Source organism: Pseudomonas anguilliseptica, from assembly GCF_021375795.1.
Lineage (GTDB): Bacteria > Pseudomonadota > Gammaproteobacteria > Pseudomonadales > Pseudomonadaceae > Aquipseudomonas > Aquipseudomonas anguilliseptica_A.
The window spans coordinates 102,535-115,883 of record NZ_JAEIOI010000001.1 but is presented as its reverse complement, the minus strand read 5'-3'; the positions used below and the strand labels follow the sequence as shown (position 1 = coordinate 115,883).

Here is a 13,349-nt window from a genome sequence, read left to right as displayed (position 1 = left end):
CCTGGAGCCGTGTCACATGCTCACCTTTTACAGCGACGACCATCACCTGCACCACGGCAGCTGCGAGCTGATCGACGGCCAGCTGATGCCCTGTTTCGAGAAACCGCAACGCGCCGACCATATCCTGGCGCGCGTCCAGCATCGCCAGCTCGGTGAAGTACGTCCGCCGCAGGATTTCGGCCTGGCGCCGATTGAGCGTATTCACGGCGCGGCCTATCTGGACTTCTTCAAGGGTGCCTGGGCGCGCTGGCAGGCGCAGAACGGCAACGGTGACCTGCTGCCCTTCACCTGGCCGGCACGCACCCTGCGCCAGGTCATCCCGAACGATTTGCACGGCCAGCTTGGCTATTACAGCTTCGACGGCGGCGCACCAATTACCGCCGGCACCTGGCAGGCGGCTTACAGCGCCGCGCAGGTGGCGCTAAGTGCCCAGGCCGAGATCGCCAACGGCGCCCACAGCGCCTTTGCCCTGTGCCGGCCGCCAGGTCACCATGCCGCTGGCGAGCTGATGGGTGGCTACTGCTACCTGAACAACGCCGCCATCGCCGCCCAGGCCTTCCTCGATCAGGGCCACAAGAAAGTCGCCATCCTCGACGTCGACTACCACCACGGCAACGGCACTCAGGACATCTTCTACAGCCGCAATGATGTGCTGTTCGCCTCGATCCACGGCGACCCGGCCGAAGAGTTCCCGTTCTTCCTCGGCTATGCCGATGAACGCGGCGAGGGGGCCGGTGAAGGCTGCAACTTCAACTACCCGTTGCCGATGGGCAGCCCGTGGGCCGTGTGGAGCGCCGCGCTGGACGACGCCTGCCAGCGGATTGCCGAATACGGTGCTGAAGTGATTGTGGTGTCGCTGGGCGTGGACACTTTCAAGGACGACCCGATTTCTCAGTTCAAGCTCGACAGCCCGGATTACCTGGCCATGGGCCGCCGCATCGCCGCCCTCGGCAAGCCGACGCTATTCGTCATGGAAGGCGGTTATGCGGTGGAAGCCATCGGCGTCAACGCGGTCAACGTACTGGAAGGTTTCGAAGCCGCTCACGCATAAGCCGTACAGGCCTAGCCAACACAACATCAATAATGATTCAGGGGTGAGACACGATGAACACGATCAAACACCTGCTCGCCGTCGCCATCTGCGGCGCCACCCTGCTGGCCACGGCGGCCCAGGCGCAAACAGCGGAGAAACCGCGCGAGCTGCGCGTGTACAACTGGGCCGACTACATGCTGCCGTCGGTGCCCAAGGACTTCCAGGCCAAGAGCGGCATCAAGCTGACCTGGGACGTGTTCGACACCAACGAGTCGCTGGAGGCCAAGCTGCTTACCGGCAACTCCGGTTATGACCTGGTGGTGCCGACCAACACCTTCCTCGACACCCAGATCAAGGCCGGGGTGTTCCAGAAACTCGACAAGAGCAAGCTGCCCAACTGGCAGCACCTCGACCCCGGCCTGCTGCAGCTGATGACCGCCAACGACCCCGGCAACCAGTACGCCGTGCCCTACATGTACGGCACCGTGCTGATCGGCTTCAACCCGGACAAGGTCAAGGCCGTGCTCGGTGCCGATGCGCCAGTGAACAGCTGGGACCTGATCTTCAAGGAAGAGAACATCAGCAAGCTCAAGCAATGCGGCGTGGCCATGCTCGATTCACCCGGCGATATCCTGCCGATTGCCCTGCACTACCTGGGCCTCGACCCCAACAGCACCAAGCCTGAGGACTACGAGAAAGCCAGCGCGCTGATGCTGAAGATTCGCCCCCACGTCGCTTACTTCCATTCCGCCAAGTACATGACCGATATCGCCAACGGCGACATCTGCGTGGCCATCGGTTATTCGGGCAGCTTCTACCAGTTCGCCAACCGCGCCAAGGAAGCCGGTAACGGCGTAGTGGTCGACTGGCGTCTGCCGAAGGAAGGCGCGCCGCTGTGGTACGACTCCTTCGCCATCCCGAAAAGCGCCTTGAACGTTGCCGAGGCCCATGAGTTCCTCAACAACCTGCTCGACCCCAAGGTGATTGCGCCGGTCAGCGACTTCCTTGGCTACCCCAATCCGAACAAGGACGGCATGCCGCTGGTGGGCGCGGAAATTCGCGACAATGCCGGCCTGACCCCAACCGCCGAAGCGCAGAAGACCCTCTACGTGCTGCAACCGCTGCCGCAGAAAATCGAGCGGGTGCGCACGCGGGTGTGGAACACCATCAAGTCGGACACCTGATCGCCCAGCAGCCGCTGGCAGGCGTTCGGTTTTCCGAATGCCACGCCACTGAATAATCGCCCAGCCGAACGGCTGGGCGTTTTTCATCCGCCAAGAGATAAAATTTATTCATATATTTCAATAACTTAATCAATCATAAAAACCCTCGATGGCCTGGCATACATCCTGCTCCCTGTACCGGCAGGAATGCGATAGCTCTTCCAAGCCAGCGGCTAGCCCAACAGGCGCCTGCCGCCCATAAGAACAACATCGAGGAACAGATTCATGCGTATTGTCCCCCGCGTACTGAGTGCGGCCATCGCCGCCGCCCTGATCAGCAGCCCGGCCTTCGCCAGCGAACTGACCGGCACCCTGAAGAAAATCAAGGACTCCGGCACCATCACCCTGGGCCACCGCGACGCCTCCATCCCCTTCTCCTACTTCGGCGACAACCCGCAGCAGCCCGTGGGCTATTCCCATGACCTGCAGCTGAAAGTGGTTGACGCGATCAAACAGGAACTGGGCCTGCCGGACCTCAAGGTGCGCTACAACCTGGTCACCTCGCAGACCCGTATTCCGCTGGTGCAGAACGGCACCGTCGACCTGGAGTGCGGCTCCACCACCAACAACATCGAGCGTCAGCGCCAGGTGGACTTCTCCGTCGGCATCTTCGAAGTCGGCACCCGCCTGCTGACCAAGAAAACCTCGGGGGTCAACGACTTCCCCGACCTCAAGGGCAAGAACGTGGTGACCACCGCCGGCACCACCTCCGAGCGCCTGCTGAAGATCATGAATGCCGAGAAGCAGATGGGCATGAACATCATCTCGGCCAAGGACCATGGCGAGTCCTTCCTGATGCTCGAATCCGGCCGCGCCCTGGCCTTCATGATGGACGACGCCCTGCTCTACGGCGAAATGGCCAAGGCCAAACAGCCGGCTGACTGGGTGGTGGTCGGCGAGCCGCAGTCCTTCGAAATCTACGGCTGCATGATGCGCAAAGGCGACGAAGGCTTTAAGCAGGTGGTCGACAAGGCCATCAGCGCCACCTTTGCCTCCGGTGAAGTCAACGCCATCTATGACAAGTGGTTTATGCAGCCTGTGCCGCCGAAGGGCCTGAACCTGAATTTCCCCATGAGCGATGAACTGAAAAAGCTCATTGCCAACCCGACCGACAAGTCTGCAGAACAGATTTGACGGTGATGCACCGTCACGCTCATGAGGGGTGACGGCGCGGGGACTCCGGGGAAGCCAGCGGCTTCCCCAACCTAACTCCTGACGAAGCCAAGACCATCCGTCCATGCGGATACGGACATCTCTCGCCCTTCGTCAACGTAAATGCATTCAAGATCTCGCGAGCTAGAGCCATGCAAGGCGCAACGACCAACGGGAGTAACAGCCAAAGGCTGACCCGAAGGGGGAGCGCCAGCGAATAAAGCAGGCGAGGAAGCGGAGTGTGCTGTTGCACATGAGCATGACTCACTTCATTCGCCCCTTTGGGGCCGCACTGAAGTGCGTTAGTCGCAAACGACTTCCGAGCCTGTTTTCAACGCAGCAGGGCCGACGCGCAGCAGATCGTACCCTCACGCAAGGGGCAACCCGCATGAACTACAACTGGGACTGGGGCATCTTCTTCAAGTCCACCGGCATCGGCAGCGAGATCTACCTGGACTGGTTCGTCACCGGCCTGGGCTGGACCATCGCCATCGCCATCGTTGGCTGGATCATCGCCCTGGCGCTGGGCTCACTGCTCGGCGTGATGCGCACGGTGCCGAACCGCTGGATCGCCGGCATCGCCACCGCCTATGTGGAACTGTTCCGCAATGTACCGCTGCTGGTGCAGCTGTTTCTCTGGTACTTCCTGGTGCCGGACCTGCTGCCCGAGCCGCTGGAAATCTGGTTCAAGCAGGACTTGAGCCCCGCCACCTCGGCCTACCTCAGTGTGGTGGTGTGCCTGGGCCTGTTCACTGCGGCGCGGGTCTGCGAGCAGGTGCGTACCGGCATCCAGGCGCTGCCCAAAGGCCAGACGGCCGCTGCCTACGCCATGGGTTTTCGCCTGCCACAGATCTACAGCAACGTGCTGCTGCCGCAGGCCTACCGCATCATCATTCCGCCGCTCACCAGCGAATTCCTGAACATCTTCAAGAACTCCTCGGTAGCCTCGCTGATCGGCCTGATGGAGCTGCTGGCGCAGACCAAACAGACCGCCGAGTTCAGCGCCAACCTGTTCGAGGCCTTCACCCTGGCCACGTTGATCTACTTCACCCTGAACATGAGCCTGATGCTGCTGATGCGCCTGGTCGAGAAGAAAGTCGCCGTGCCCGGCCTGATCGCCGCGGGAGGTAAGTGATGGATTTCAGTGCAATCGTTCCGGCCCTGCCAGGCCTGTGGGATGGCATGGCCATGACCCTGCAGCTGATGGTCATGGGCGTTATTGGTGGCGTGGTGCTGGGCACGCTGCTGGCGCTTATGCGCCTGTCGCACAACGTCTTCCTGTCGAAGCTGGCGGCCACCTACGTCAACTACTTCCGCTCGATTCCGTTGCTGCTGGTGATCACCTGGTTCTACTTTGCGGTGCCGTTCATCCTGCGCTGGATCACCGGCGAAGACACCCCGGTGGGTGCCTTCACCTCGTGCCTGGTGGCCTTCGTGATGTTCGAGGCGGCGTACTTCTGCGAGATCGTCCGCGCCGGCATCCAGGCCATCCCCCGTGGCCAGATGGGTGCCGCCCAGGCGCTGGGGATGAACTACGGGCAGACCATGCGCCTGATCATCCTGCCGCAGGCGTTCCGCAAGATGACCCCGCTGCTGTTGCAGCAGAGCATCATCCTGTTCCAGGACACCTCGCTCGTTTACACCGTGGGCCTGATGGACTTCCTCAACGCCGCCCGCTCCCGTGGCGACATCATCGGCCAGCCCCATGAATTCCTGATCTTCGCCGGTCTGGTGTACTTCCTCATCAGCTTCTCCGCCTCGTTGCTGGTCAAGCATCTGCAAAAAAGGTTAGCCGTATGATTTCCATCAAAAACGTCAACAAGTGGTACGGAAACTTCCAGGTGCTGACCGAGTGCAGCACCGAGGTGAAGAAAGGTGAAGTGGTGGTGGTGTGCGGGCCGTCCGGCTCCGGCAAGTCGACCCTGATCAAGTGCGTCAACGCCCTGGAGCCGTTCCAGAAGGGCGACATTGTGGTCGATGGCACCTCGATTGCCGACCCGAAAACCAACCTGCCCCAGCTGCGTTCACGGGTCGGCATGGTGTTCCAGCACTTCGAGCTGTTCCCGCACCTGACCATCACCGAAAACCTGACCATCGCGCAGATCAAGGTGCTCGGCCGCAGCAAGGCCGAAGCCACCGAGAAGGGCCTCAAACTGCTTGAGCGGGTCGGCCTGTCGGCGCATGCGCACAAGCACCCCGGCCAGCTCTCCGGCGGTCAGCAGCAGCGCGTGGCGATTGCCCGTGCATTGGCGATGGACCCGGTGGTGATGCTGTTCGACGAACCGACCTCGGCCCTCGACCCGGAGATGGTCAACGAGGTGCTGGATGTGATGGTGCAGCTGGCCCAGGAAGGCATGACCATGATGTGCGTAACCCACGAGATGGGCTTTGCGCGCAAGGTTGCCGACCGGGTGATCTTTATGGACGCCGGGCAGATCGTCGAAGACTGCGCCAAGGAAGAATTCTTCGGTGACGTCAGCCAGCGCTCCGAGCGCGCCCAGCAGTTCCTCGCGAAGATTCTCCAGCACTAACCCCAAACCTGGGACCAGGCCGCTGAGCGCTTGTGGAAGGCGCTTCAGCGGCGATTGGCCGATCCGGTTGGAACAAGCAGGTGTTAGAGCAAAGCAGGCTGCCAGAGCCTCAAACCCATCCACCGGATTACGCGCGCCCACAACTACCCAGCCAGGAAGGACTGTGATGCAATGCTCCACCGCCCCTCCTCGCGCCGTGCCGCCAGCCCTGACCGTGAAACCGCGCCTTGCCCGTGTTCTGCTGCTGATTCTGTTGCTGCTCCTGCTGGTGCTCGGCTGCGGTTATGCCGGCTATTACCTCAGTGAACGCAGCGGCATCCGTGACCTGGCCGAAAACGGTGAACGCCAGCTCGAGCTCAACGCCCGTGCGGTCGAGAGTGAAATCACCAAATACACCTACCTGCCCAGCCTGCTGGAGCTGGAGTACAACGTCGGCCGCCTGCTGCAAACGCCCACCACCTACCGTAGGCAGCTGGTCAACGACTACCTTGAAGGCCTCAACCAGCGCAGCGGCAGCCTGGCCATCTACGTGCTGGACCGCAGCGGCCGCGTGCTGGCCACCAGCAACTGGCGCGAGCCAAGCAGCTACCTCGGTGAAGACCTGTCGTTTCGTGCCTATTTCCAGGACGCCATCGAGGGCAAACCGGGGCGCTTCTACGGCATTGGCAGCACCACCGGCGAGCCCGGTTACTACCTGGCCCACGGCCTGAAAAGCGGCGAGCGGATCATCGGCGTGGCGGTGGTCAAAGTGCGCCTGGACAGCCTGGAACAGCGCTGGCAGCGCGCACGCCTGCAAGCCTATGTCAGCGACGAGAACGGCATCATCATCCTCTCCAGCAACCCCAGCCGACGCCTCAAAGCTGTGCATTCGCTGGGGCCGAACACCCGTGAGCGCCTGGCGCGCAGCCTACAATACCACTGGTGGGCGCTGGAAGAGCTGCAACCGCTGGCCCGCCGCCGCCTCGGCGACGGCCTGGAGCAGGTCAGCTTCGCCGCCGATCAGGACGGCGAGGCGGACGCCAGGCCGATTACCTACCTGGCGCAGACCCGGCCGCTGGACGACACGCCCTGGCACCTGACCCTGCTTACCCCGTTGCAGGACCAGCGCAGCGCTGCCCTCAGCCACGCCATGCTGGCCGCCGTGGCCTGCGCCCTGCTGATTTTCCTCGGCCTGGCGCTGAACCAGCGGCGCAAGGTGATCGCCACCCGCCTGGCCGCGCGCGAAGCGCTGGAGCAGGCCAACAACGAGCTGGAGCGCAAGATCGCGGAGCGCACCGCCGACCTGCAAGCCAGCAACCAGCGCCTGCAAGCCGAAGTGCGCGAACGCCTGCAGGCGGAAACCACCCTGCGCCAGGCCCAGGATGAACTGGTGCAGGCCGGCAAACTGGCGGTGATCGGGCAGATGTCCACCAGCATCGCCCATGAGCTGAATCAACCACTGGCCGCACTGCGTACCCTGTCCGGCAACACCGTGCGCTTCCTCCAGCGCGGCGCACTGGATGTGGCCAGCAGCAACCTGCAAACCATCGGCGAGCTGGTCGACCGTATGGGCAAGATCACCGCCAGCCTGCGCGCCTTTGCCCGGCGCAGTAGCGACCAGGGCGAAGCCAGCCTGGAGCAGGCGGTGGACGCCGCCCTGCTGCTGTTGCAGAACCATCCCGGCTATGCCGCCGTGCAACTGCACCGCGACTATGCCCACGGCCCGGCCGACGTGCGCCTGGCCATCGAACAGACGCGCCTGGAGCAGATTCTGGTCAACCTGATCGCCAACGCCCTCGACGCCATGAGCGAACAAACCGAGCGCCAGCTCTGGCTGAGCGGCCAGGATGATGGCGAACGCTACCGCCTGACCGTACGCGACAACGGCCCGGGGATCGCCGCCGATGTGCGTGTGCACCTGTTCGAGCCGTTCTTCACCACCAAACCCGGCGAAAAGGGCCTCGGCCTTGGCCTGACCCTTTCCGCCAGCCTGGCCGCCGCCGCGGCCGGCAGCCTGACCGTGCAACACCCGGACAGCGGCGGTACCGCCTTCGAGCTGAACCTGGCCAAAGTCACCCCAGGAGAACCCACGCCATGAGTGAGCCGCTAAGCGTCCTGATCGTCGAAGACGACCCTCACGTGCTGCTCGGTTGCCAGCAGGCACTGGCTCTGGAAGACATTCCCAGCGTCGGCGTGGGCAGCGCCGAAGAAGCCCTGCAACGCATCGACGCGGACTTCGCCGGCATCGTGATCAGCGATATACGCCTGCCCGGCATCGACGGCCTGCAACTGCTCAGTCGCCTCAAGCAGCGCGACGCCAGCCTGCCGGTGGTGCTGATCACCGGCCACGGCGACATCGACATGGCGGTCAATGCCATGCGCGACGGCGCTTACGACTTTATGGAGAAACCCTTCTCCCCCGAGCGCCTGGTGGACGTGGTACGCCGCGCCCTGGAACAACGCAGCCTGGCCCGCGAAGTGACGGCCCTGCGCCGCCAGCTGGCCGGTCGCCAGGCCCTGGAGCAACGCCTGATCGGTCGCTCACCGGCCATGCAGCAACTGCGCGAGCTGATCGCCAACGTCGCCGACACCGGGGCCAACGTACTGATTGAAGGTGAAACCGGCACCGGCAAGGAATTGGTCGCGCGCTGCCTGCACGACTTCAGCCGGCGTCAGGCCAAGCCGTTTGTCGCGCTCAACTGTGGCGGCCTGCCGGAAAATCTGTTCGAGAGCGAAATCTTCGGCCACGAAGCGCATGCCTTTACCGGAGCCGGCAAACGGCGCATCGGCAAGATCGAACACGCCAACGGCGGCACACTGTTTCTCGATGAAGTCGAGAGCATGCCGCTGAACCTGCAGATCAAACTGCTGCGCGTATTGCAGGAACACAGCCTGGAGCGCCTCGGCTCGAACCAGTCAGTGCAGGTGGATTGCCGGGTGATCGCCGCGACCAAGGCCGACCTGGAGCAGCAAGGCAAAGCCGGGCAGTTTCGCAGCGACCTCTACTACCGGCTCAATGTGGTGAGCCTGGCCCTGCCGCCGCTGCGCGAACGCCGCGAAGACATCGGCCTGCTGTTCGAACACTTTCTGCAACTGGCCGCGCTGCGCTTCGACCGCCCCGCGCCAGCGCTCGACCGTCAGACCCTGACCCGCCTGATGGCCCATGACTGGCCGGGTAACGTGCGTGAACTGCGCAATGTCGCCGAACGTTTTGCCCTGGGCCTGCCGGTGTTCAAAGGCAGCGAGCTGAGCAGCGCCAGCAGCCCGAGCTTTGCCGAAGCGGTGGAAGCGTTCGAACGCAGCCTGCTTAGCGACACCCTCGGTCGTCACGCCGGCAACCTCAGCCAGGCCGCCCAGGCCCTGGGCATGGCCAAGACCACGCTGTTCGACAAGGTGAAGAAGTACGGCCTCCAGGCCTGACGTCAGCAGGTGGCCAGGGCATCCGCCAGGCGGCTTTGTACCCCCTCGATATGCTCGAACAGGCTCTCCATCAGTTGCACCAGCTGTGGGTCGAAGTGTTTGCCGGCCTGCTCGCGAATAAAGGCCTGGGCCTTTTCCACCGGCCAGGCGGTCTTGTAGGGGCGCGGCGAACGTAACGCGTCATACACATCACACAACGCCACGATGCGCGCCGAGAGCGGGATCGCCTCGCCCGCCAGGCCTTGCGGATAACCGCTGCCGTCCCACCTCTCATGGTGGTGCAGGGCAATTTCCGCCGCCAGGCTGAGCAGCGGTGAAGGATCAGCATCCTGCAGGATGTCGTGGCCAATCTGCGCATGGGTGTTCATCACCGTGCGCTCTTCCTCCGTCAGCCTGCCGGGCTTGCTGAGGATGCTGTCGGGAATGCCGATCTTGCCGACATCATGCATCGGTGCCGCCTGGCGCAGCAGCTCGACCCAGGGCAAATCCATGCCGTAGGCCCGCGCCAACAAGGCGGCAGACTCGCCAATGCGCATGATGTGGTTGCCGGTTTCGTTGTCCTTGTAGTCCGCGGCACGCGTCAGGCAGCGAATCACCGCCTGGTAGCTGGCGCCCAGCTGCTCGGTGCGCTGCAAGACCTTCACCTCCAGCAGGTCACGCTCGCGCTGCAACGCCTGGCTGGCCTGGCTCAGTTGCAGGTTGTTGCACACCCGCAACAGCAGCTCGGGCAGGTCCAGCGGCTTGCACACATAGTCATTGGCCCCCAGCTCCAGGCCCTTGCGGCGATTTTCCACATCGCTCAATGCGGTGACCAGGATCACCGGTGCACAGTTGCGGTCACGCGCGGCCAGTTGCCGAAGAATCTCGAAACCGTCCGGCGCTGGCATGTCCAGGTCAAGCAACAGCAGGTCCCAGGGCTGGCTCAACAGCCATTGCAGGCCCTGCGCCGAATCACTGAATGCCTTGACCTCGCGCAGCCCCAGCACCTTGAGGCTGGACTCAAGCAAACGCAGGTTGGCGGTGACGTCATCGATTACCACCACCCGGGAAAACCGCAGGGATTCACTCAGCATCATCCGTTACCTCACTTAGCAGGGCTTCGACCAGGCCACGCAATTCCTTAAGGTCCAGTGGCTTGCCGAGCAAGCCCTGGCAGTTGACGGCAGCAGCGGCAACCTCAGCCGTCATGCCGTGGGTCAGCAGCACCACCGGCAGCGCTTCGCTGCGCGGGTGACGGCGCAACTGCTTGAGCAGCTCCTGGGCACTCAACCCAGGCAACTGCACGTCCAGCAACAACAAGGCAGGTGGCGCACTGAACAGCAGCTCCAGGGCCGCCTGAGCGTCACTGACCAGGCGCACCTGGCCGAGGTCTGTGAGGGCGGCAGCGACGGCCTGTTGGCTGGCAACATCGCTGTCCGCGTAAACAATCTGCAACCGCTGATCCGCCGGCTGTACGCCGGCACTGGCCGCGTACAGCTGCAGTTCAATCCAGAAACTGCTGCCCACTCCCGGCTCGCTGCGCACGCCGACTGTGGCGTCCATCAGGTTGGCGTACTCGCGGCACAGCGACAGGCCGATGCCGGTGCCCTGGATTGCCGTGTTCTCGCGGCCCAGGCGCTGGAACGGTTTGAACAGCAGCTCCTGCTGCTCGGTGCTGATGCCCAACCCGGTGTCCTCGACCAGCAGGCGTACATGCCCGTCGAGCAGCTGATAGCCAAAGCTGATCTGTCCGTTCGGGCTGTTGTACTTCATCGCGTTGGCCAGCAGGTTGAGCAGCACCTGGCGCAGGCGTCGGGGCTCGGCGCGCACCTGCAACGGCGTGGCAGGCAAGTCGAGGTTGAACTGCAGGCCGTGGCGCTTGATTTCCAGCCGCACCAGGTCGGCACACTCACTCATCAGCGTGCCGACATCCACCGCCTGCAGCTCCAGTTGTGGCTTCTGCGCCTGGATGCTCGACCAGTCGAGGATGTCGCCAACCAATTGGTTGAGGTGCAAGCTGGCCTGGAGAATTTCCTCCAGGTACTCGTCCTGGGTGGTCGCTGGCAGGTCGCCCATGCGAATCAGTTGGGCAAAGCCCTGGATGGCATTGAGCGGGGTGCGCAGCTCATGGCTCATGCTGGAAATAAAGCGCGATTTGGCCTGGTTGGCCGCCTGCGCTTCCTCGGTGGCGTGGCGCAGGGCTTGCTCGCCATTTTTCAGGGCATCGATATCCACATGGGTGCCGGCCAGTACAAGGGCCCGACCCGTTTGTGGGTCATGCTCAACGACCCGACCACGGCCCATCAGCCAGGCATACCGGCCTTCGGCATCGGCAAAGCGGAACTCGGCCTCATAATGCTGGCTCGTGCCTTCACGCACCTGCTGTACGGCGTCGCGAACACGGCGGGCATCGTCCGGGTGTACGCGCTGCAGGAAGGCGTCCTCACTGAACACTTCCTGAGAAAACCCGAAACGCTTGCAGAAGCGCCCGCGTACATGCACCAGGCCTGTATCAAAGTGGCGCTCCCAGAGGCTCTCGGTGGCCCCTTCCAACACCACTTCAAGGCGCTGCTGAGCGGCCTGGTTGCGCACCTCACTCTGCTCCAGGGTGCTGCCCATCTGCGCCGCCTGGCCGGCCATTTCATCCAGCTCGCGAATATCGGCGCTTACCCGCGTTGGCCGCCACTGGCCCTGGCCAATCGCGGCCATCATCGTCGAGATCCCGGCAATCGGCTTGAGCAGGTACTGGCTGAGGCGGCGCGAGCGCATCCACATGAACGCGAAGAACAGCAGGTAGAACAGCACCAGCCCGGCAATCAGCAGGTAGCCGATCTGCTGGTAGTGACGGGCGAGAAAGTTGGTCTGGCTGAACACCTGCGCCTCGTCCACCACCGCCAGCAGCTTCCAGCCGGTACGTTCAATCGTCGCCCAGGCCAGCAGGTGCGGACGCCCGCCAAGCATGACCGACTGCACGCCCTGCGACCGCTGCGCCATGGCGGCGGCCAGGCTGCGGGTCTGTTCGCGCTTGCTCAGGTTGAAGTCTTCCGGCTTGAAGATCTCACGGCGGATCGCCTCCGCGTAGGAATGCTCGGTCAGCTCATCCAGGCCGAAGTCATCCTCACCGGTCTTGGGCAAGGCCATGATGTTCAGGTCCTGGCTGACCAGCATGGCGTAGCCGTCCCAGGGCACCTGTAACTGATCGATCTGGCTGAGAATGCCACCAACGGTGATGTCCACCCCGCTGACCCCTTCGAGAAAATCGCCGCGGTACACCGGGGCAATCGCCGACATCATCCAGCCCTGGCCGGCCGGGTCGAGGTAGACGTCGGTCCACACCACCTTGCGCTGCGGGTTATGCGCGGTATCGGCCTGGTAGTAGAAGTTGTAGTCGGGGATGAACATGTCATGCGGGTACTGGTCCGGCGTCAGGAACCAGGGGTAAATGTGGTTGAGGCTGTCCCAGCTGTTGAAGTACAGACTGGCCACCAGCGGGCTGCTCTGCTTGAGCTCGGCCATCAGCGGTTCCAGCGTCACCAGTTGGGCCGCCTTACCCAGGTCCTGGCGGGCGAGCGGCGTGACCGCCGAGTAGAAGAACGCCGCCCCACCGTTATCCGCCGCACTGTAACGCACGCCGCTGGGGGTGACGGCCAGCTCCGGCGGGGCGCCGGCCGGTTGCTGCAAGGCACGCTGGGTCAGGTTGCGGTAGGTGTTGGTCAGGGCTTCGATCTGCGTCAGTTGCCCATCGACGATGCGCGTTTCCAGGCGCGCCGAGGCCTGCAGATCCTCCAGGGCCGTCTGTCGCAGGTAATCCACCTGGGCATCGCGGATCGCGCTGTTGCTCAGCAGGTAGATGGCGATCAATACCGTTTCCACCAGCACCAGCGGGATCAGGGCACTTTGCACAAAGGCCCGCCAGATCCACTGACTCAGACTGAGGGATGTTTTCGCCGACACGCTGGCTGACTCCGGTAAACACTCATAGGGCAGCAAACGTAGTTGCTGCCGAGTAATGTCAGAATGCTACCATAGCAA

Annotated in this window: 10 protein-coding genes; 8 read left to right on the top strand and 2 right to left on the bottom strand. The window is 63.2% G+C overall.

The window, feature by feature from the left end:
- Positions 1-16: 16 nt before the first annotated feature.
- The 8 genes from IOD17_RS00540 (at position 17) to IOD17_RS00505 (ending at position 9,338) form a co-directional block, all read left to right on the top strand.
- Positions 17-1,051 (top strand): histone deacetylase family protein, encoded by a 1,035-nt coding sequence (locus IOD17_RS00540; RefSeq protein ID WP_233683176.1) that lies wholly within the window; start codon positions 17-19, stop codon positions 1,049-1,051.
- Positions 1,052-1,104: 53 nt separating this feature from the next.
- Complete coding sequence (locus IOD17_RS00535) at positions 1,105-2,217, top strand: polyamine ABC transporter substrate-binding protein (RefSeq protein ID WP_233683175.1); 1,113 nt, start codon at positions 1,105-1,107, stop codon at positions 2,215-2,217.
- A 264-nt stretch (positions 2,218-2,481) separates the two neighbouring features.
- Positions 2,482-3,390, top strand: a complete 909-nt coding sequence (locus IOD17_RS00530) for a glutamate/aspartate ABC transporter substrate-binding protein (RefSeq protein ID WP_233683174.1) — start codon at positions 2,482-2,484, stop codon at positions 3,388-3,390.
- Between the two features lie 406 nt (positions 3,391-3,796).
- Positions 3,797-4,543 (top strand): amino acid ABC transporter permease, encoded by a 747-nt coding sequence (locus tag IOD17_RS00525; protein ID WP_233683173.1) that lies wholly within the window; start codon positions 3,797-3,799, stop codon positions 4,541-4,543.
- Entirely contained in the window at positions 4,540-5,208 is a 669-nt protein-coding gene (locus tag IOD17_RS00520; protein WP_233683172.1) for an amino acid ABC transporter permease, read from the top strand. Before IOD17_RS00525 ends, IOD17_RS00520 begins: the two co-directional genes overlap by 4 nt.
- Positions 5,205-5,939 (top strand): amino acid ABC transporter ATP-binding protein, encoded by a 735-nt coding sequence (locus IOD17_RS00515; protein ID WP_233683171.1) that lies wholly within the window; start codon positions 5,205-5,207, stop codon positions 5,937-5,939. Before IOD17_RS00520 ends, IOD17_RS00515 begins: the two co-directional genes overlap by 4 nt.
- Positions 5,940-6,105: 166 nt before the next feature.
- Positions 6,106-8,016, top strand: a complete 1,911-nt coding sequence (locus tag IOD17_RS00510) for a sensor histidine kinase (protein ID WP_233683170.1) — start codon at positions 6,106-6,108, stop codon at positions 8,014-8,016.
- On the top strand, positions 8,013-9,338 hold the full coding sequence (locus IOD17_RS00505) for a sigma-54-dependent transcriptional regulator (protein WP_267925123.1): 1,326 nt from the start codon (positions 8,013-8,015) through the stop codon (positions 9,336-9,338). The genes IOD17_RS00510 and IOD17_RS00505 overlap by 4 nt, the downstream gene beginning before the upstream one ends.
- A gap of 2 nt (positions 9,339-9,340) precedes the next feature.
- Here the strand turns inward: IOD17_RS00505 and IOD17_RS00500 are convergent, their stop codons facing one another.
- Positions 9,341-10,411 carry an HD domain-containing phosphohydrolase gene (locus IOD17_RS00500; protein WP_233683169.1) on the bottom strand — a complete coding sequence of 357 codons (1,071 nt, stop codon included), beginning with the start codon at positions 10,409-10,411 and terminating at the stop codon, positions 9,341-9,343.
- The gene (locus tag IOD17_RS00495; RefSeq protein WP_233683168.1) at positions 10,401-13,271 is read right to left on the bottom strand and encodes an ATP-binding protein; all 2,871 of its coding nucleotides are present in this window, start codon (positions 13,269-13,271) and stop codon (positions 10,401-10,403) included. The genes IOD17_RS00500 and IOD17_RS00495 overlap by 11 nt, the downstream gene beginning before the upstream one ends.
- Positions 13,272-13,349: the final 78 nt, after the last annotated feature.